The following is a 21049-nucleotide window of genomic DNA, read 5'->3' as shown; positions in this document are numbered from 1 at the left end:
ATCAAATAATCATTATTATCCCAGATGGCGGTCTAAGAATCTTCTAAGAACGATCAAGCCTGAAATAGATCACTAATGAGGTTTCCACCAGTGATCCATTGGTAAGCATCAAACCGGATTCTCGCTCAATCGCCGTGTGGAGAGGCTCTGAATAGGACGGGCCAGCAGTGGGGTCAATTGCCCGACTACACGGATGGCCTGCGGTTGGGACTGATGTACATCTAAGGCTTCCTTAGTAGCCCAGCCCGTTAGGATAATGAAGGTATGCAAGTCTTCAGTTGGCTGAAAAAGGTTGTAGTACAGACAGCCGGCTTCCCTACGGATCGGGTCCACCTGAGCGAGCAAAAGCTCCCGGATTTGGGTTTGGTGCTCAGGTTTGCTCTGTATGGTAATGATAAGGTGAGATTCGTCGGAGGAATTCATAGACGGATACATTAAGTCGGAAAAATGGTTTCTTTGATAACCCAGTACCGTACGACGGTGTGAGTACCAGACCTGGAGCTTCTAGACTTCCGCGACGGTAAGTACAATCTTGCCCTGGATGTGACCACGTTCGGCTCTTTCATGAGCCTTTCGGGCATCAGCCAGCGGAAAAGTACTGTCGATGACGACGCGAATTTTGCCCTCATCGAGCAAGGTCGCCAGCTCGGCCAGTTGAGCCCCGTTCGAACGGACCTGCACGGCCGAGACGGTAACACCCCCTTTCTCGGCCTCTTCAGTACCGGAAAACCCTAGGGGATACACGGGAAACAAAGCTCCGCCCCGCTTGAGCGTCCGCAAAAAACGACTCGTAGTCGGACCGCCGAGGGTATCCAGTACCAGATCAAGGTCATGCACCAGCTCTTCAGGAGGCGTTTTTGTGTAATCAATGAATTCGTCTGGACCCAGTTCACGCAGCAGCGACTCGTGCTCACCCGAAGCAACGGCGATGACGTGTGCTCCTTTCAGTTTGGCAATCTGTACGGCCAAGTGACCAACGCCGCCCGCAGCACCGTTGACCAGTACCGTCTTTCCGGCTAATGGCACGGGTACGTGCGGAGTAGATTGCAGGGGGTTAGGGAAATCGTGGCCTACTTCAACCAGGTACTGCCACGCCGTAAGTAGCGACATCGGTGCTGCCGCCGCGTGTACATGATCCAAGCGGGTGGGTTTGCGGGCCAGTTCTGACGCGGGTACCGTGACATATTCGGCGTAGGCCCTACTTTCACCCACGCTGAAAAAACGAACCATGGCGTACACCTCATCGCCCAGGGAAAAGTCCGTCACGTCCTCCGCCACTGCTGTAATTATTCCTGAGAGATCCGTACCTAAAATAATGGGGAAAGGCACCTGCGGACGCCATTCCGGGGGAAGTGCTCGGTACCCATCGCGTAAGTACCAATCCGGAGGATTGAGCCCCACTGCATGCACGCGGACGAGTACTTCACCAGGTGCTAGCTCGGGTAGGGGTGCTTCTTCATACCGCAACACTTCGGGTCCACCGAACGCATGTAGGCGAATGGCCCGCATGGTAAGGGGTGGGTTTGTTTCTGTTTGCTGGGACAATGCTGTATTAGATGATTCAGAGTAGATATCCACGGCTATGTTTTCGACTTTCATGCTATTCCTTTTCGTTGAATGGTTCGTTGACATGCCCCTTTCAAGGAGGTGCAATCGTCCCGACAAAGGTCACCTCTGGGGACTTCGGCAAAAAACAGGATTCAAACCAAAAAGTATGAATATCAAGTAAGGGGTAGTGGGAGTAGTTATTTTACGTATTCGTTTCTCTTACTAGGATAAATAGGCTTCTGGAATGTTTTACAAAATCAGTATTTCGTCCCGTAGATACGGCTGGTCTTTTAGTCCATATGCATTCCATGAAGAGGTTAGACTATATACTAATAACTGTGAACGATCAACCAATTACTTTTACTTGAAGATAACCCCCCTCCGCTAAAAAGCTCTTAGGTTAATAGCCCTATTAACGAACAACCCAAGCTTTTGCCGTCTTTAAGCTATAAAAGAAGAACTGATTAAAAATAGTATTATTCTAAGTTCGCTTCTTTGGAAAATCTTTTCAAAACGCTACATAGCGTATTATCTATCAATGCCGTTTTATAATTTTTTTCATAAAGACCTAATACATTAGCCTTTTACAAGAGAACCATAACGAATAAAGCTCTTTGAACTATAATTTAAAATGATCTAATAAAAAAGTGGTAGCAACCATTTTTACCTCTCAATTATATGGAGCGACTTGCTAAGGATTTATATTATATTTGTTCCTTCTTTTTGTAAAACGCCGCCACGACACCTTCTTTTTTGCTAGGTTTAAGCAGATTTTTAACTCTTACAGAAGGAGTTAAAAAAAAATATAAAAATTTTCCAGTTTGGCTTAAGGGATTTTTAGGGCTCCCGTGTCTTCCCCCTGAATTGTCACCACTTGGCATACCGATAATGTAAGATTCTATGCAGCTAGCTAGCACTTGGAACTCTTTTCTAACGACTGATCCCGTTTCTCCGGCCGATGAAACGGAACATGAGCCGTTAAAAAGCTCTGATCAGGAGCTTTTCACCCGAAAAACCTTCGAGACCAATCCAAGGCTAGGTTGTGAAATACTTTTTCGTCGGCACTACGTGGAGCTGTGCAGTCACGCCGTACGTTTTGTAGGATCCAAGTCGGTTGCTGAGGATCTGGTCGCTGAAGTGTTCTGCCAATTCTATGAAAAACAGGTTTTTTCGACGATTACCAGTTCGTACCGGGCTTATCTCTTTAAAACGGTACGCAACCGGGCTTACAACTACATTCGGCAGTCCTTTCAGCGAGATGTACCTATTGAAGAGGCGGAAGCTTACCTGAGCGAACATAGTCAGCAACCGGATGCACTCACTCAATACGATGAATTGTATCAGGATGTAGAAAAAGCCATTGATTCCCTGCCCGTACAACGTCGGAAGATTTACCTGATGTACCGTTTTGAAGGCAGAAAGTACGCAGAAATCGCTGCTGAGTTGGGCCTGTCCGTTCGTACCATCGAAGTACAAATTCGCCTGGCCAACCAGACCATTCGAGAAATGCTGAAATCCCGCTGGTTCCAGCTCCTTTTAGGAATATTCTTTATTCACTAAGGTTGCCTGACGTTCCTTTCTGCCTTGCTCAATAACATCCGTACCATGAATCCACTCATTAATAAACAGCTCATCTTTGATTTCTTTTCGGGCAAAGCGACGGTTTTGCAGCGAAAGCAAATCGAAGCGTGGAGTCAGAACCCACAAAACGAAGAATTATTTTACGAGTGGTTGCAGGAATGGGAACGTTCACACCTGCAATACCACCCGGATGAGGAAAAAGCGTACAGTCAGTTTAAAGATTTTCTGTACAATGATCAAAGACCTACGTTTTTAAAAGCCGAACCCGAAAATAAAGATCGTTGGAGTAACTATTTGAAGTGGCTGCTTCCTTCCATTGCGGCGTCCATTCTGGTTTTACTGGGATACTTCTACCAGGATCGCTTACTGAACCAACGTTACGCTACGGGGTATGGACAAATCAAAGTAGTACAACTGACCGACGGTAGCCGCGTAACGCTGAATGCCAATTCCACACTGCAAGTACCGCGTTTCGGCTTCTGGGGAAAGCGTCGGCTAGTGAAACTTGAAGGAGAGGCCCTCTTTTCTATTACGCATACCCCAGATGATCAGCCTTTCGTCGTAAAAACGGATCATGGTTCGGAAGTAGTCGTATTGGGTACGGAGTTTAACCTTTTCACGCGTTCCCGGGCCACCGAAGTAGCTTTACTCCAGGGCAGCGTCGAATTTCATTACCAGAAACAGGGTAACAAAGGGGATGCCGTCCGACTTAAACCCGGTGATCTGGTAAAGCTTCCCTCAAAAGGCAACGTTCAGCTTAAAAAATGGGATCGGAGCCATCATTTTTCCAGCTGGCGTGAACACCGCTACGTTTTTAAGGAAACGTCCCTTCAGGAGCTGACGTACCTTTTTGAAGAAAATTTTGGGATCGTCCTGCGTATCCCCGAATCCCGAACCGCTGCCCTTACCTTGTCAGGAGCCTATCCGGCCGAAAGTGCCGAAGAGCTACTCAGCATTATCGCCGAAGTACTGAACTTACGTATCATCCATCAGGACAAAGAAATTATTTTACAATCTACTTCTCTCACATAATCCCTCTATCTCCGTATGTCTCTTTTTTTTACTAGCCTACACACGTGGGGGCTAGTGGTTTGCCTGGCTTTACCTGGCCAGCCCGCTAGTCCTTTGCTGTCACCGACGGAGTGGCAGTCCTCGCTTCAGCTAAAAAATACCTCCCAACGGAAACTTAAGGATGTATTGCATGAGCTAAAAGAGCGGTTTGGCGTTGATATTCTTTTCGGCGATCAACTGGTGCAGGGTCTGACGGTACCTAAAACGGCTCTCGATCCCAAAGCCAGCCTGGAGGAAAATCTGGACCGGGTGCTGAAAAACTCCGGTCTTCATTACCGCAAGGCGAAGGACGGTGCGTATCTGATTGTCGGACAACGTCTGGACAAAACGACGGAGCGGGAATTACCGCAGACGTCCGCCCGTCCCAGTAGTCCGGTGGCTACACAACAAGTGAGTCTGGAAGTACAGGACCAGGTTATTACGGGTAAAGTAACCGATGAAAAAGGAGAAGGCCTACCGGGAGTGAACATCCTCCTAAAAGGTACCTCCCGGGGAAATAGTACGGACGCGGAAGGAAACTTCAAACTAACCATTCCCGAGAACGCGGGTAACACTCTGGTCTTTTCCCTGGTAGGATATCTGAGCGAGGAAGTAGTCGTGGGTACGCGTACGACCATCGATGTTCAGCTCAAACAGGACATTAAAAGCCTGGAAGAAATCGTCGTAATCGGTTACGGAGCCGTGAAGAAATCAGACGTCACGGGTGCCGTTGCTTCCATCGATTCCAAAAACATTGAGAAAGTAAACCGCGTGGATGCGGCATCGGCCATTCAGGGACAAGTACCCGGGGTGATGGTGCAGCGGACGGATAACAAACCCGGTAGCGGTGGATTCAACATCCGGATTCGGGGAGCCAGTACCATCCACACGACCGAAACGGCGGCCAATGCTGGGTATACGCCCGGACAAAACCCCCTGTTTATCGTCGATGGTATCTTCGTGAATGATATTTCGTTTCTGAACCCAGCTGATATTGACCGGATGGACGTGTTGAAAGATGCGTCGGCCACGGCGATTTACGGTTCGCGGGGTACCAACGGGGTTGTGATTATCCAGACGAAAAAAGGGGAAAGTGGTAAGCTCACGGTTCGGTATAACAACTACGTGGGTGTCAAAGAAGTGTATCATTTACCACCCATTTACAATACGACTGGCTACGTAGATTACCTGAAAGATGTAGTGGTAGGCAATCAATACGCTTCGGGTAATTACAATTTTACCCGTAATGACGTTAACCTCCCCAATTACTTAAACGAGGAAGAGTTAAAAAACATCAACGACGGCGTTAGTACCAACTGGATCGACCTGATTACCCGGAAGGGCTTTCAGACCAATCATACCCTGGATTTAAGCGGTGGTAATAAATCTACCGTGTACGCGATCGGTTTTGGTTATACGCAGGACAAAGGTACGACGCGTGGCGAAGATTTTAACCGCTACACACTGCGGGGAAACCTGAGCAGTGACCTGACGAGCTGGTTGAATTTGAGCTACAACAACTATGTGACGGTAGCTACGCAAAATGCGGGAAGTTTTGAAGCCTTCCGAAGTGCGTATCGGTTGAAACCAATCGGAAGAGCGTATAACGAAGATGGTAGTTTGAAATTCCTCCCAACGGCGAAGGAAACGCAGGTGACGAACCCTTTATTGGATATTGAGAACGAGATTCGGGAAACCAAGTATCTCAATTATCTGGGCGACATCGCTGTGCGTTTGAAGTTAATGCCCGGTATGACGTTCACGTCCAAGTTTTCACCCAACATCAAGTATACCCGTTACGGTGAGTACCGTGGAAAGTATACCAAAAGCTCCGTGGGTAATCAAAGCAGTACGCGGGCTCAGGTGGAAAACTACCTGGATTTCTCGTATACCTGGGACAACATTGTCAATTACGATACCAAGATTAACGACGATAATAAGATTAATGCGACGTTTGTTTATTCGCAGTACAACGCCCAAAACGAATCCTATGCCCTGCAAGTAAGAAACTTCTCCTCCGACGATTATCTGTTTTACAATCTAGGAGCGGGTTCTACGGTCAACAATTACTCCAGTCGGTACCTCAAGCAAACCCTTGAATCGTTTACGGGTCGGATCAATTACAGCCTGAAAGACAAGTACATCTTTACGGTAACGGGTCGTTACGATGGTTCCTCCATTCTGGCGGAAGGTAACAAGTGGGCCTTCTTCCCCTCGGCGGCTTTTGCCTGGCGTATGATCGATGAAGGGTTCCTGAAATCTCAGAACCTTTTCTCCGATGCCAAACTTCGGCTTAGCTACGGTAAGACGGGGAACAATGGTGCCGGAGGCGGTCTGGCTCCGCTGGGTTCTTTGTCGCTGCTGTCACCGAGCTATACTAACATCAATGATCAGAGTATGAGTACGCTGTTCATCACGGGTCTTGCCAACAAAAACCTGACCTGGGAGCACACGGCTGAAATCAACGTAGGGCTTGACTTTGGTCTTTTCAAAAACCGCCTGACGGGTTCTTTGGATGTGTACGACCGGACGACGAATAACATCATTTTCTTCCGTCCGCTACCCCTGGCAACGGGCTTTCCCGGTACGTATGATAACATCGGAAAAGCGAGCAACCGGGGTGTGGAGCTGGGCTTGAATGCCGTCGTGATTGATGCAAACAAATTCCGCTGGTCGGTGAATCTGAACTTTGCTGCCAACCGTAACAAAGTGCTTAAACTCAACGGAAGCAGCGACGAAATCATCTTCGGTTCGCAGGGAGCGACGTTGATTCACAAAGTCGGCCAGCCGATGGGTTCCTTTTACTACTTCAAAGCGAATGGTATCTGGGGAACCGATCAGGTGGAAGAAGCGAGAAAATACGGTCAAAAACCCGGACAGGTTCGCGTAGTTGACGTAGACGGCGACGGACAAATCACCGAAAGCAAAGACCGGATGATTATTGGTAACTCCGCTCCAAAATGGACGGGTGGCATGACGCATTCCTTCACGTACAAGAATTTCGATCTTTCCGTGTTTGCCTATACCAGTCAGGGAGCAATGGCCGCTAGTAACTTCCACCGGTCCTTTGCCTTTGCTTACGACAACGAGCCCGCCCGCCTCTGGAATGGCTACCGTACCGACTACTGGACGCCCGAAAACCAGACTAACAACTGGTTCCAGCCCGGCAACGGTGGTACTTATTCGAGTGCCTACAAGTACATGGACGTATCCTTCGTGAAAATCGGTTACATGACACTGGGCTACCGCCTGCCATCTGATCTGCTCAGCAAAGCTCGCATCGGCAGCCTTCGGGTGTATGCAACGGTTCAGAACCCCTTCACCTTCACTAAATACGATGGTTGGGATCCTGAAAATGCCTCGCGTAACGACTGGGGTGGAGCCTTCATGTCGCGGACCTATATGGCTGGTTTGAACTTAAGTTTTTAAAGCATCGAAACACGCATTCTGATGAAGATTAATAAATTATTACCCCTCGCAGTAGCGTTTTTAGGCATGTCCTGTCAGGGATTTCTGGATGAAACCAACCGGCAGTCGCAAACGCTGGAAGATGCCAGTAAAAACGCTGTAACGTTTAATCAGTTACTCGCTCGGGTTTACGAAGTTTCCCGGAACAACACCACCCGTTACGCTTCCGACATGTTATATGTGCTGGAAGATCTGGGTACAGATATTGTCACCCGCAGCAGTCCGCTCACGGGTACGGATGCCCTCAATGATTACGTGGACTTGAACCCCTCTACCTACGCTTTACAGGTATACTGGGGTAATCAGTACGCCAATATTGCGGCGGCGAACACCTTACTCGACAATGCGGACCTGATTCAGGGCGTTGAGGCAAACGTCAAGACTTCGGGTATCGGACAGGCCAAGTTTTTCAGAGCCTGGGCGTATTTCAACCTGGTAGAAAACTACGGCGGAGTACCGCTGGTACTGAAGCAGGTCAATACGGCTCAGACGTCCTTTCCCCGGGCTTCCGAAGAAGAAGTGTATAAGGCCATTGTAGCTGATCTGGAAGATGCTCTGAGTAAAGTAGAGGACAAACCCAGCGAATACGGACGGGTTTCCAAAGACGCCGTACGTCACCTGTTATCGAAGGTACTGTTGACCAGAAGTTATAAAACCTTTGCCGTCAGCGAAGATGTAACCCGCTCGATCAGTCTGGCAGAAACGGTGGTAGCCAATCACCCGCTCGAATCCTCGTTTGCCCGTTTATTTTCAACGGAAAATGTGAGAAGCCAGGAGACGGTATTTTCCTATCTGTTCGGCAGCGTTACATCCAGTCTGGGCTGGGGTAATACGCGTCACATGCTGTACAAGTTCGAATACTTTAACTATCCCGGCCTGACGCGGGGCACTCTGTACCAGAACGGAATCGGTCGTAACCCGACGCCCTACTTCTACAGTCTCTTCGACGATAAAGACCAGCGGGCAGAAGCCACGTTCCGCCGGGCCCTGATTGCCGACAAGGTAAGTACGGATGGTTTGATCAAGATTGGTGATACGGCGATCTACTTTCCCAAAACCTCCTGGACGCAGGCTCAGATCAGTGCGAAACGCTACAAGGTCATCAACCCTGATCAGTACTTCACGAACGATGGGGTGACGAACGTGCATTACCCGATGTTCCGCAAGTTTGATAACCCCGGAGCACCGTTTGTGTACGCGGATCAGCCGGCCTTAGGTACTCGCGACATGATCATGATGCGGGCCGGTGAAGCGTATCTGCTGGCCGCCGAAGGTTATTTAAAATCTGGAAATACCACGAAAGCAGCCAGTTTAGTCAATACGCTCCGTTCGCGGTCCGGACTGACGACGGCTCTGACGCCCGCTCAGATCACGCTGGACTTTATTCTCGACGAGCGGGCCCGGGAATTAGTAGGTGAGGTAAACCGCTGGATGGATTTGAAACGGACCAACAAGCTCATCGAGCGTACCTTAGCGTATAATCCACACGCGAAACTGAATAATTCGTTGACGACCAAGCATTTATTACGCCCTATTCCTCAGTACGAAATTGATGCTTCGGGCGGCACGGTCGTTCAGAATAGTAACTACTAGGTTTTCACAGACTTCTAGTATCAAAACAAGTTTTTTCAACGAAGGACGATCCGTCGTTCTTCGTTGAAAAACTTATCCTACCATTTTTGCACAGCAATGAAGGGCTTTGAGATCCTTTCATTCGTTTGCTGTCCGAGGACCTTCGGTCCGTTTTCCCGCTACGTTTTTGAACCATGAATCTATCCCGTTCCTGCTCTTCGCTGCTACTGGCTGGTGTACTAAGCATTTCGGCGGCCTGGGCCCAGCTGAATGTACAAGCCTCCCGTCAATTGATCCAGCGGGTAATTCCCAATCACCATTCCGCTTTTACAGTGGAGGCTTTACCCAGTGCTTCCGATGAAAATGTTTTTGAAGTAGAAAGTGCCCAAGGGAAAATCGTTCTCCGGGGAAATAACGGCGTAGCCGTAGCCTCGGCCCTGTATCACTACCTGACGGAATACGCTCATTGCCAGGTTACCTGGAACGGCACAAATCTTAATCTGCCCTCACCCTTACCCAAGGTCCCTACGAAAGTAAGCAAAAGCTCACCGTATCAGTACCGCTATTACCTCAACTATTGTACGTTCAATTACAGCATGAGCTGGTGGGACTGGCCTCGCTGGCAACGCGAAATTGACTGGATGGCTTTGCACGGGATTAATATGCCGCTGGCCATTACCGGAGAGGAGTATACCTGGAATGAAGTCTACAAGGAGATGGGCTTCACGAAAGAAGATTTACAGGATTTCTTCAGCGGCCCAGCGTATTTTTCGTGGTTCTGGATGGGAAATCTAGACGGCTGGGGTGGGCCCCTGCCGCAAAGCTGGATGGATAGTCACAAAACGCTTCAGGAACAGATTGTAAAACGGGAACGGGAATTGGGTATGAAACCCGTATTGCCCGCCTTCACGGGACATGTACCCGCCGCTTTTCGCAAAAAATATCCCCAGGCGAAACTCAAGGCCACCAACTGGACCAACGGTTTTGCCGATACCTACATTCTAGATTCCGAAGATCCTTTGTTTGCCGAAATTGGTAAGAAATTCCTTGAAAAACAGACGAAACTTTTTGGTACGGACCACTTGTATTCTGCCGATACCTTTAACGAAAACGAACCGCCTACCGACGACCCCGCGTACCTTTCCGAGCTGAGCAAGCGGATTTACGAAGGGATGCGTCAGGCGGATCCCAAAGCGGTTTGGGTTATGCAGGGCTGGTTGTTTTACAGTGATCGTAAATTCTGGAAAGCTCCGCAAATTGAAGCTCTGCTCAAGGCTGTACCCGACGATGGGATGATTCTGCTGGACCTGGCCGCTGAAATCGAGCCCGTCTGGAAGCGTACGGAAGCCTTTCACGGCAAACCCTGGATCTGGAATATGCTCAATAACTTCGGCGGTAATGTCAACCTCTTTGGCCGTATGGAAGGCGTAGCGGCGAATCCAGCAAAGGACTTGAACGATCCGAAAGCGGGCAAGCTGGTGGGTATTGGTTTGACGATGGAAGCCATTGAGCAAAATCCCGTCATTTATGAGTTAATGATGCAGCACACCTGGCAGCGGGATGCGATTGAACTGGACTCCTGGCTGGCTAAGTACGCCCGGAATCGCTACCGGACGACTAATCCTAAATTACTCGAAGCCTGGCAGGTGTTACGCCGCACAGTATACAATGGCAAAGATATTCGCGATGGAGCCGAATCGATTGTTACGGGACGACCTACGTTTGATTCCACAACGATTTGGACGCGTACTAAACTTAACTACCCGCCCGCTGAGCTATTGCCCGCCTGGGATTTGTTCACCGAAGCCGCTCAGCAGGGCGTGGACAGTGACGGGTTCCGGTATGATTTGGTCGATGTAACCCGGCAGGTGCTGGCAAACTACGCCCTGATTGTTCAGAAGCAATGGAAAACGGCTTATCAGAAAAAAGATCAGGCGGCCTTTGCCCGCTACAGTAAGGACTTTCTGGACCTGATTAGTGATATGGACCAGCTACTGGCTTCCCGTAAGGATTTTATGCTCGGTCCCTGGCTGAAAGATGCCCGGAGCTGGGGAACGAATGCCGAGGAAAAAGCCCTCTACGAACAAAATGCCCGGGATTTGATTACGCTGTGGGGAGATGCGAATAGCCCCCTGCATGAATACTCGAATCGGCAGTGGAGCGGTTTGTTGAACGATTTTTACAAACCCCGCTGGGAACAGTTTTTCCAGCTGTTGACGAAGTCGCTTCAGTCCAATCAACAGCCGAACCTTCAGGCCTTCGATCAGCACATCCGGCAATGGGAGTGGCAATGGGTGAAAAAACAAAATCCGTTTCCGGCTAAGGAGAAAGGGAACTCGATTCAGCTTTCCGTATCGATGCATAAAAAGTACCGGGAGCGTTTATCGCAAGCCTATCGTCCCTAATCTCCAGTCCGTTTTTAGCTGTTATGAAATCATCTCCCGCCCTGACGGCCCCTGGTACCCCGGTTGCTCCGATCGCAACCGGGCGACTGGTTTCGCTGGATGCCTTACGCGGCTTTGATATGTTCTGGATCATGAGCGGCGAGCACATCATCCACGCCCTGGCCAAAGCCACCGGTTGGCCGGTGCTGCTCTGGATGTCTTCTCAGTTACATCACGTCGACTGGAACGGGTGTACCTTTTATGACATGATCTTCCCGCTTTTCTTATTCATTGCGGGCGTATCCATGCCGTATTCATTACAGGGAAAACTCAAGCGGGCGGGACTTGATTCAGCCGAGCAATTGTCCTTCGCCGCTAAAAAGCCGATTTATCAATCCATGCTCCGACGGACCCTGATCCTGATTTTTCTGGGGATGGTGGTCAATGGCCTGTTTGCGTTTAAAGGCTATGAACAAACCCGCTTTGCCAGTGTACTGGGACGAATTGGCCTGGCCTGGCTGGGAGCGGGTATCATTTTCCTGAATACCTCTACGCGTGGGCAGATTGGAGCAGCGGTTTTGATTTTATTGGGATACTGGGCTACTTTGATGTGGATACCCGTACCCGGTTTTGGAGCGGGCGTGTTGACTCCGGAAGGCTCGCTACCTTCGTATATCGACCGACTGTTTTTGCCCGGAAAACTCCACCGTACGGTGTATGATCCGGAAGGCTTATTTTCTACGATTCCCGCAGTTGCTACCGCTTTGCTGGGTATGCTGACGGGTACGCTACTGAAAGATACCCGCCGATCCATGAATCAGAAAACGCTGGCCATGCTGGGTTTAGGTGTAAGCCTGATTTTGCTGGGCTTGCTTTGGGATCAGATCTTTCCGATCAACAAACGACTGTGGACCAGTTCATTTACCGTCTACGTAGGGGGCTGGAGTTTAGTATTTCTTGCAGTGTTCTACTATATTATTGATGTGCAGGGCTTTCAAAAATGGGCATTTCCGTTCGTACTGATCGGGACCAATTCCATTTTAATCTACCTGGCTTCCGATGGTATTGTCAATTTTGCTCATACGGCTCATTTTTTGTTCGATGGATTTAGCCAGTTTTTCACGCTGCCTTGGCAACCCGTTATTCAGGCACTAGCCGTAACCGCTGTTCAACTCTCGTTACTGTACGTTCTGTATCGAAATAAGCTCTTTTTGAAAATCTAAATGTCCTTAAAACAACTAGTACAAAATCAATTACCATTACTTCTACTACGTAAAAGGCTGGCCGCTCGCCCTGCCGGGTTCGTTACCCGGTAGGAGAGCGGCCAGACCATTCATCCGATTATAAAGGGGTGGGGTAATGAGTTAAAAAGAGGGACGATACGCCGCCAGATTTTCCGTTGAGGACGCACCCAGTTTTGCACCGATACCGGCGGCAACAATACCTAACAATAATCCGAAAAATCCGAAAATAGCTCCTTTTGACGCAGCTGAAGCGGCTGCATCAGCCGCCTGACGGGCTTTGGCTTCGGCCTCCTGTTTGGTTTGTTCAAACTTGGCTACGGCCTGCTTATAGCTGTTGATCCAATTGTCGACAATTTGTTGGGATTCCTCCCGGCTCTTGCCCGTCCGTTTCATAACTACGTTGACGGCATCTTCCCGCTCTACCTGACTGACCGTGGCCTGACCTTGTTTAAACAGACGGCCAAACAACATATTGGCTTCTTCATTGGCAGACTGTGGATCTTCCGCTGCTCGTTCCGCAGCAGCTTCTGCCTGATTACCCGCCTGTTTGGCTTTTTGCTCCAATCGATTTGGATTTAACGCCGGGTTCCCCGTTTGCCGCAAGATCGTATTGACTTCGTTACGTAAATCACCGAGATCGAGATTCTTCACATCAATTCCATTTTCAGCCAGTTTATCTTTTACGGCCGCACCTAGTTCCGGCCCCGCTGCTGAAGCTACCGTACCCGCTGCTGAGCCCGCTGTCCGAACGACTGCACCCATCAATCGGCTCGCTCCACCAATGATATTACCAATTGTAGTAGTTAAGAAGTAAATGGTTATTAATGTGACTAAGCACCAGGTTAAGACGCCGTGAATGATGCCATCAAATCGATAGGCTGTACCGGATAGTCTTCCGGCTACCCAGCCCCCGGCCAATAGTGAAAGCAAACTACTAATGATGTACCAGATGGCAGTCCCCGTACCTAAGCCTGCGGTTGGATTTTGTTCCTCCACAGGGTTAATGGTTGACAAACCAATGCCTAAGCCTAACAAACTGAGCAACATTTGCGTAACGATAGCAACCAAGACGCCCGCAAACACGGCACTCCAGGAAATACGCTTGACAAAACCGGGTTGTTCAGAATAAATAAGTTCACGTTCCATAAATCATGTTTTTAGTTTAAGTTTTATTGTGATTACTCAATAAGTGAGTAAAGGGTTAGGTAAAAACTCTGTACCAGTTTTAGTAGGAATCCGACGTATATTCATAGATGTTAAAAAGGTAGAGCGTGCGTATGTGGAATGGAGCATTCCGTACTTTACAAACGGAAGCGGGAGATGAGTACTAGGCTGCAATGAAAGGGTAGTTGGATTAGTACAGAGGTACGAGAACTCGATTTACGAACGATACGAGGATATCAACAGCAATCCCGCAGTCAGAGCGTTTTAGCTGACTGCGGGATTGCTAAATTCAGGATTCAGAATTTGAATTACTTCCGATCAATGCGGTACAAACGACCCTCATCAGTGATCGCGTATAGGGCACCATCCGTTCCTTGCGTAATATCCCGGAAGCGTTGTCCTTCGTCAGCCAGTAATCGCTCTTCGCCAACGACCCGATTATCGGTAATCGCCAAACGTACAATATGCTTGCCACTGAGCGAGCCGATGAACAGGTTGTTTTGCCACTCAGCAATCCGGTTTCCCGTATAGAACGTCATGCCACTAGGTGATACGACGGGGTCCCAGTAATAGACGGGTTGTTCCATGCCTTGTTGCTGCTGAATACCTCCGCCAATGGTTTGGCCACTATATTCAATACCATAGGTAATCGTGGGCCAGCCGTAATTGGCTCCCGGCTGAATACGGTTGATTTCATCACCGCCTCGGGGACCATGCTCCCCTTGCCACAGATCGTTGGTTACGGGGTGCAAGGCCAGTCCCTGCGGGTTTCGGTGGCCATAGGAATACAGTTCCGGACGGGCTCCCGATTGCCCGGTTAAGGGGTTGCCCGTTGCGGCCTGACCTTCTTTCGTGATTCGGATGAGTTTACCCAAACTGGAATTCAGTTGCTGAGCCTGGGGACGAGTCGCCAGATCCGAACGTTCACCCGTACTGATAATCAGATGACCCGTCCGATCAAATAGAATCCGGCCACCGTAGTGCAGGTTTCCATTATACGCCGGAGTAGCCCGGTAAATGACCTGAGCGTTGAAGATGCTGGTTTCATCCGCGGATAATTCGCCTTTGGCTACGGAGGTTACATTACCACCGGAAACGGCCTCCGAAAACACCCAGTACACGAGTCGATTACTGGCGAAATCCGGATCAACCCGTACGCCGAGTAAGCCTCCCTGACCTGCCGGGTTTACCTGAGGAATACCCGTAATGGGTTGACTCACCTGACCAGCCGTAGTAACGATCCGCATGGAACCGGCTTTTTCGGTAACGAGCAATCGGCCATCGGGTAGGGGAGTGATTCCCCAAGGAGACCGAAGCGATTGCGTAAGGATTCGGCTTTCATAACCGACGGAAGTTTGAAGCCCCGCTACCCGGGTTTGCCCTTCAAATGCGGGTCGGTAGGAGGTATTGGCCGGAAGGGTTTCTACGGGAGCTAAATCACCAACCGGGCCCGATTCTTCATGATCGGTGGTGTTACAGGCGGACAAAGCGACTACGCTCAAAGCCAGGGCGAAATGAAATGATTTTTTCATAGATGTCAAGAGTAATTCGTGAGTGAAGTGGGAATGGTTACAAGTACGAGCGAAGCGTGAACGGAAGCATTCTCAAAGGATAGTAGTTGGGGAATTTCATTCAGTTCAACTTCGCTACTAATCCCTAGAAAAAATGAATTCCACCCCAGAAGAGTAGGCTGTGGAGGGAGCTATTCATCAGACTATCATACATCCCGTTGCCTTAGCTGGTTTTTTTAGGGATCTTGAAAGAACAGTAACAGGACATTTAAAACATCTTCCGAAACCTGTACAAGATGAATAAATCACTACTTTTTCGATAAGTAAAAACGGCGAGACTCGCTAACGTGTGTCGTCCCGATTACACACGCTAGCGAGTCTCGCCCGTAGAGAAAGTACTAAAAATTACCAGCCGTAGTTCTGCACCAGTTCACGGTTGACGTCCATTTCCGAAATCGGTATGGGCATCAGGTAATGGCGGTACTGGAATACCCGTGTTTGTAAGGGGACGGCTTTATAGAATACCGCCAAACCCGCTTCCTGACTATTGATGTCCAGTCCCGTGGCCCGCAGTTCTTCCGACATCGGACGGGAATTGAGTCCGTGTACGGGGCCACTGTTTACGGTTTCCGCAATGAGCCAGCGACGAACGTCCCAGAATCGGTGAGCTTCAAACGCAAATTCCACGCGATTTTCATTCTGTACCCGTTTGCGGAACCCTTCCAGCGTCTGATCCGCCGCTAGGATGGGGAGAGCAGGCATGGCTACGCGAGCCCGAACCGTATTGATGGCCTGATAGGCTTCGGGCGTCGGTTTACCATTGTACTCGTTCAGGGCTTCGGCGTAGGCCAGATAAAACTCGGCCAGTCGGAAAATCGGGTAATTACGGCGAGCCTCGGGTGATGTATTCCAGTTTCCAATATCAACGGCAGGATCGAGCCATTTACGGACTGTGTAGCCGCTGATGGACGTCGTACCGCCCCCCTGCATGGGCCAGCCGTTAGAACCGTTGGCTTGTCCATTACCCCACCAAGCTAGGCGAATGGGTACTCGCGTACGAGCGGCCGCCCACATACTGTTTTGGTAGGAAATCGTCGCATAAAATCGCGGATCGCGGTCTTTGTAACGGTTGGAAATATTGGTTAGCGTCACTGAATTCGTCGTACCATCGGCTCCGACCATCGCTCCCGTCCAAGTGCCCGTTTCGGTATAACCCGAAGTTGGGTCGGTAATGGGCTTGCCATTTTTCATTTCATAGCTGCTGATCAGCTCTTCGAGGGGACTATAATGCGACCAGCCCCGGAACGCACCTCCATACGGCAGGTGGTACTGTTCCATCATTTTAGTGTTGGGGTGATTATAAGGCAGAATGGTTTCCTGCCATTCCCGGGTATAAAACAGCTTTTCGTAGCTATTGATCGGGTCGGTGGATGTGTAGAGTTTATAATCCAGATCCAGTACCTTTTTGGCCGCTTCGGCCGCCCGCAGCCATTTATCCCGGTTATACGTTTGGGAAAACAGAGCCTTACCATCTTTATTGACAATTGACGCGTATTTGGTATTTCCGTTGAATAAAGGACTTGCCGCGTAGAGTAAGGTACGGGCGGCCAAGGCCAGGGCCGCTCCTTTATTGGCCCGTCCAAGTTCGCCGTCCGGATGATGGTCGGGTAATTTACCCGCAACCTCATTGCATTCGCTGACGATAAAATTTACGATCTCATCCGTTGAATTACGGGAAACCGAGTATTGGCTCTGATCGGTGTAATCCAGCGAACGGGTAATCAGCGGTACGGCTCCGTAGCGTTTGAAAAGCTCAAAATAAAACATCGCCCGGAGGAATCGGGCTTCCGCCACGTACTGCGGAATCAGGACCGCGTATTTCGAGCTTTGTTCAGCCGGAATGGGTACGGATTCAATCTTTTCCAGGAAGATATTGGCCTTACGGATGTCCTGGTAGCGAACTTCCCAGTTACCGTATGGGTTATTTCCCGCATTCCAGGCACCCAGGTTATACTGCTCAGGTCCGGAGCCCGCGTACCAGTGAAAAATGGCTTCATCCGTCGCACAGGCTTCATCACTAATGTACTCACCATTGTTGCCAAACCCCGTAGGTAACTTACTGTACAGGTGAGCCAGTACGTTGTTGGCACTGTTGATGTTTGCCCAGACTTTGTCTTCCGTTACCAATTCCGAAGGCACTACGTCGAGATACTTCTTACAGGAAACGAACTGAGTCGCGGCAGCCAGGAAAAGGATTTTGATATATTTCTTTTTCATTTGTTCCGTGCTAAAGACTTATAAACCAATTGTTAAACCACCGTTGAAGACTTTCTGCTGGGGATAATTCCGCGAATCGTTCGGAATTTCTGGATCGAAAATTTTCAACTTATCCCAGGTGATCAGGTTAATACCATTCACGAACAAGCGAGCCGTTTTAACGCCAATTTTGCTAAGAAGCGTCTTCGGCAGCGAGTAACCGATTTCTACGTTTTTCAGACGAACGTAATTCCGGGAAGTCATCCAGTAGGTAGAAATCTGATTGTTGTTCACGTTGTTGGAAGAGGTCAGCCGAGGATATTTGGCATTGGGATTTTCGGGCGTCCAGTAGTTGTCTTTCACATCCGCCATCACCCCTACATCACCGTCGAAGGGCCAAACGGCGTTACCCGTCAACCAGACGTTACCACCGAAGGCTCCCTGGAATAACACGCTCACGTCCAAGTTGCCCGTATTAACGCCAAAAGCAAAGCCAGCCATCGTCGTGGGCACCGTGAGCTTCCCGTTGTAGGCTCGATCCAGTTCGTTGATGACGTTGTCCCCGTTCATATCCTTGAATTTGATATCGCCCGGAATGATGCGTCCGTACTGCGACTGGTCAGGACTGGCGTCGATGTCTTCCTGACTCTGAAACAATCCTACCGCAATCATCGAATACTGTTCGTTGATGCTGCGTCCGGTACGTTTGATGTAGGGACGATCCTGGTAACTCGGTTCATCCATTTGCAGGATTTTATTCTGGGCATACGATACGTTACCCTTGATGAAGTAATTGATATTCCGGAAACGTTTCCGCAGCTGAGCTTCGAGTTCGAAACCTTTGTTTTGTACTTCACCCAGGTTCAAGTACGGCAAGCTGGTAATGCCCAGCGTAGCAGGCACCGTACCCGGCTGAGCCAGAATGTTATTCCGACGCTCGTAAAAGGCATCGCCCGTGAAGGTCAAGGCATCATTGAAGAAGCCCAAATCCATACCCAGGTTGTATTTGAGGGCTTTCTCCCAGGTCACATTCGTGGCTCCCAGCATATCTTCTGCCGCACCGCCGTAATTAACGCCATTATAATCTCGGCCAAATCGGTAGCCATCGGTAGCCAGGGTCCAGGTACTTTGATACAGGAAGCGTCGCTGACCAATTTTATCGTTTCCTACGGTACCTACTGAACCCCGCCATTTGAACAGACTCACGAAGGACAATTCTTTCATGAAAGCCTCATTGGACATAATCCAGGCGGCGGACATGGAGGGAAATAAGTCGTACCGCCGACCCGCCGGGAAGTTTTCCGACCCGTTGTACCCAAAGTTGACCTCAGCAAAATACGTGTCGTTATAGGCATACGTCCCTCTACCCACAAAGCCGTTGTATTTAAACGGTAGGCCTCCAATGGCATCCCCTGTTCCGACCTGGTCGAAGTAACTCTGCTGATTGTACAAAAGCATACCCGTCACGGCGTGTTTTTGAGCGAAAATCCGACTGTAATTGGCGTACAATTCCAGCCACGTACGGCGGTTACTATTGGCCGTCACATCATAGCTAAGGGTATTGGTACCTTCCCAGATCCGGCGATACGTTCCCTTGGACAGATCCGTTTCGTTTTCATCGGCCAGTGAATACTGGTACGTCCACAGATTCTTGATCCGACGCACATTCCGGTAGCCGTAGGAATCGAAGGAAAGCCGACCCCGCACGCTCAGGCCCTGCGTAACAAAGGGAAGTTGCAGCGTAAAACCGCTGGTGGCCTGTAAGGTATTCTCGAAATTCCGTTGGTACCCGCCCTGCGTCATCCGGCCGTAGGGGTTAGTGGCCTTGGAATCCAACCCGGAAATACTGCCGTCTGGATTAGTCATCGGATACAACCAGGGTTGCATGGATTGCAAGGCACCAAAAATATCTCCCGCACTAATCGGTGGGAAATTGTTATCCCGAATGATGCTACCCAGATTCAGCTCCATCATCAGGTATTTGTTGATGTCCAGGTCAATGTTCGAGCGGAAGTTGTAGCGATTCGAACGAGCCTGAATGTCATAATCCTTGATCTGATCGGCGAAATTGTAAAGTCCGTTCTGACGTAGGTAGGAAAGGGAAACAAAGTGCCGTACGGAGCTGGTTCCGCCCGAAACGTTGATGTTGGCCTGCATCATCGTAGCGGAGGGGCGCAACATTTCATCGAGCCAGTTCACATTCGGATACAAATATTCGTAGGAAGGCTTGCTGCGATCTCTGAATTTGTTGAGGTACTCGTCCGTATACATGGCTGAATTTTTGCCATCGTTATTCAGAGCCGTCCGGTACAAGGTAAGGGCATCGTAGGAATCCAGATATTTCGGTAACCGAGTAGGCATCTGTACCCCCTGCTGTACGGTAGCCGTGATGCTGGAACGGCCTTCCGTACCCCGGCGGGTGGTTACCAGCACCACCCCGTTAGCTCCCCTGACCCCGTATACGGCCGTAGAAGCCGCATCTTTCAGAATCGAAACCGTGGCGACCTCGTTGGCATCAATACTACCAAACGCCCGTTCGACCCCATCCACCAGAATTAGCGGACTCTGGTTTCCGGTAAAGGTTGCCATCCCCCGAATCCAGAGCTGCGAGCCATCGTAACCAGGTTCACCGCTGGTTTGCAGGGTGGTCAGACCGGGCAATCGTCCCGCCAGGGCATTACTGAGGTTGGCAACCGGACTTTGCGTTAATTCTTTCGTTCCTACCGAGGAGATCGCCCCAGTAAGAGCCAGTTTTTTCTGCTCACCAAACCCAACGACGACGACTTCATTGAGATCCTGTTGCTTGTCGATCAAAGTAATGATATTCCGAATTCCCAATACTACTGCTATTTCGGCTGGCTGGTAGCCAATCGCACTGACCTGTAGGGTATCGCGGTCGTTGGCCCGTAGCGTAAAATCACCGTTGGCATCGGATATGGAGCCCCGGGTCGTTCCCTTAACCCGTATGGTAGCTCCGATGACGGGCGTTTTCGTGTCTGAAACCACGTGTCCCCTTATCTCAGCAGTCTGAGCGGAACCAAATCGGGCACTCAACAAAAGGAGTGTAACAAACAGTAGATTTTTCATTCATTAGAGATTAATTGAGATGTGCATGCGATCGTGTTGAAACTCGCACGGTTTGAATGGGCAATAGGTGGATACGCTCATTCCTGAACCTGAATGAGCTAATGAATTGGTCATTCGTTTCCTGCACCGTCCGATCGCTATCGGCGGATGCGTTTTAGAAAACCAATGCTGTATTTCTTGCCGC

12 protein-coding genes are annotated in these 21049 nt (G+C 49.7%); 6 read left to right on the top strand and 6 right to left on the bottom strand.

Features of this window, described 5'->3' with window-relative positions; all coding sequences use genetic code 11:
• Positions 1-108: 108 nt before the first annotated feature.
• Both C5O19_RS15665 and C5O19_RS15660 read right to left on the bottom strand, forming a co-directional pair.
• Entirely contained in the window at positions 109-423 is a 315-nt protein-coding gene (locus C5O19_RS15665; RefSeq protein ID WP_165796038.1) for a putative quinol monooxygenase, read from the bottom strand.
• An 81-nt stretch (positions 424-504) separates the two neighbouring features.
• The gene (locus C5O19_RS15660; RefSeq protein WP_207766444.1) at positions 505-1599 is read right to left on the bottom strand and encodes an NADP-dependent oxidoreductase; all 1095 of its coding nucleotides are present in this window, start codon (positions 1597-1599) and stop codon (positions 505-507) included.
• A gap of 849 nt (positions 1600-2448) precedes the next feature.
• On the opposite strand from C5O19_RS15660, the gene C5O19_RS15655 reads away from it, so the two are divergent.
• The 6 genes from C5O19_RS15655 to C5O19_RS15630 all read left to right on the top strand — a co-directional run bounded on the left by C5O19_RS15655 (position 2449) and on the right by C5O19_RS15630 (position 12826).
• Complete coding sequence (locus C5O19_RS15655) at positions 2449-3108, top strand: RNA polymerase sigma-70 factor (protein WP_104714272.1); 660 nt, start codon at positions 2449-2451, stop codon at positions 3106-3108.
• A 45-nt stretch (positions 3109-3153) separates the two neighbouring features.
• Positions 3154-4161, top strand: coding sequence for a FecR family protein (locus tag C5O19_RS15650; RefSeq protein ID WP_104714270.1), 1008 nt, complete (start codon positions 3154-3156; stop codon positions 4159-4161).
• A 15-nt stretch (positions 4162-4176) separates the two neighbouring features.
• On the top strand, positions 4177-7608 hold the full coding sequence (locus C5O19_RS15645; protein ID WP_104714268.1) for a SusC/RagA family TonB-linked outer membrane protein: 3432 nt from the start codon (positions 4177-4179) through the stop codon (positions 7606-7608).
• A gap of 21 nt (positions 7609-7629) precedes the next feature.
• Positions 7630-9240 carry a RagB/SusD family nutrient uptake outer membrane protein gene (locus C5O19_RS15640; protein ID WP_104714265.1) on the top strand — a complete coding sequence of 537 codons (1611 nt, stop codon included), beginning with the start codon at positions 7630-7632 and terminating at the stop codon, positions 9238-9240.
• Between the two features lie 173 nt (positions 9241-9413).
• Positions 9414-11624, top strand: a complete 2211-nt coding sequence (locus C5O19_RS15635; RefSeq protein WP_104714263.1) for an alpha-N-acetylglucosaminidase — start codon at positions 9414-9416, stop codon at positions 11622-11624.
• A 23-nt stretch (positions 11625-11647) separates the two neighbouring features.
• Positions 11648-12826 (top strand): acyltransferase family protein, encoded by a 1179-nt coding sequence (locus C5O19_RS15630; RefSeq protein ID WP_207766443.1) that lies wholly within the window; start codon positions 11648-11650, stop codon positions 12824-12826.
• Positions 12827-12967: 141 nt separating this feature from the next.
• Here the strand turns inward: C5O19_RS15630 and C5O19_RS15625 are convergent, their stop codons facing one another.
• The 4 genes from C5O19_RS15625 to C5O19_RS15610 form a co-directional block, all read right to left on the bottom strand.
• Positions 12968-13993 carry a hypothetical protein gene (locus C5O19_RS15625; RefSeq protein WP_104714258.1) on the bottom strand — a complete coding sequence of 342 codons (1026 nt, stop codon included), beginning with the start codon at positions 13991-13993 and terminating at the stop codon, positions 12968-12970.
• Positions 13994-14319: 326 nt separating this feature from the next.
• Positions 14320-15543: a PQQ-dependent sugar dehydrogenase gene (locus C5O19_RS15620; protein ID WP_104714256.1), complete on the bottom strand. Its 1224-nt coding sequence runs from the start codon at positions 15541-15543 to the stop codon at positions 14320-14322.
• A gap of 384 nt (positions 15544-15927) precedes the next feature.
• Entirely contained in the window at positions 15928-17799 is a 1872-nt protein-coding gene (locus C5O19_RS15615; RefSeq protein ID WP_104714254.1) for a RagB/SusD family nutrient uptake outer membrane protein, read from the bottom strand.
• 18 nt (positions 17800-17817) lie between these two features.
• Complete coding sequence (locus C5O19_RS15610) at positions 17818-20865, bottom strand: SusC/RagA family TonB-linked outer membrane protein (protein WP_104714252.1); 3048 nt, start codon at positions 20863-20865, stop codon at positions 17818-17820.
• Positions 20866-21049: the final 184 nt, after the last annotated feature.

Source organism: Siphonobacter curvatus, assembly GCF_002943425.1.
Taxonomy (GTDB): domain Bacteria; phylum Bacteroidota; class Bacteroidia; order Cytophagales; family Spirosomataceae; genus Siphonobacter; species Siphonobacter curvatus.
Note: the sequence above shows the minus strand (reverse complement) of the source record. Positions and strands in the feature narration are given on the sequence as shown.

Coding starts and splice junctions, on each gene's coding strand:
- C5O19_RS15665 (WP_165796038.1), bottom strand. CDS start 423: ATGAATTCCTCCGACGAATCTCACCTTATCATTACCATACAGAGCAAA.
- C5O19_RS15660 (WP_207766444.1), bottom strand. CDS start 1,599: ATGAAAGTCGAAAACATAGCCGTGGATATCTACTCTGAATCATCTAAT.
- C5O19_RS15655 (WP_104714272.1), top strand. CDS start 2,449: ATGCAGCTAGCTAGCACTTGGAACTCTTTTCTAACGACTGATCCCGTT.
- C5O19_RS15650 (WP_104714270.1), top strand. CDS start 3,154: ATGAATCCACTCATTAATAAACAGCTCATCTTTGATTTCTTTTCGGGC.
- C5O19_RS15645 (WP_104714268.1), top strand. CDS start 4,177: ATGTCTCTTTTTTTTACTAGCCTACACACGTGGGGGCTAGTGGTTTGC.
- C5O19_RS15640 (WP_104714265.1), top strand. CDS start 7,630: ATGAAGATTAATAAATTATTACCCCTCGCAGTAGCGTTTTTAGGCATG.
- C5O19_RS15635 (WP_104714263.1), top strand. CDS start 9,414: ATGAATCTATCCCGTTCCTGCTCTTCGCTGCTACTGGCTGGTGTACTA.
- C5O19_RS15630 (WP_207766443.1), top strand. CDS start 11,648: ATGAAATCATCTCCCGCCCTGACGGCCCCTGGTACCCCGGTTGCTCCG.
- C5O19_RS15625 (WP_104714258.1), bottom strand. CDS start 13,993: ATGGAACGTGAACTTATTTATTCTGAACAACCCGGTTTTGTCAAGCGT.
- C5O19_RS15620 (WP_104714256.1), bottom strand. CDS start 15,543: ATGAAAAAATCATTTCATTTCGCCCTGGCTTTGAGCGTAGTCGCTTTG.
- C5O19_RS15615 (WP_104714254.1), bottom strand. CDS start 17,799: ATGAAAAAGAAATATATCAAAATCCTTTTCCTGGCTGCCGCGACTCAG.
- C5O19_RS15610 (WP_104714252.1), bottom strand. CDS start 20,865: ATGAAAAATCTACTGTTTGTTACACTCCTTTTGTTGAGTGCCCGATTT.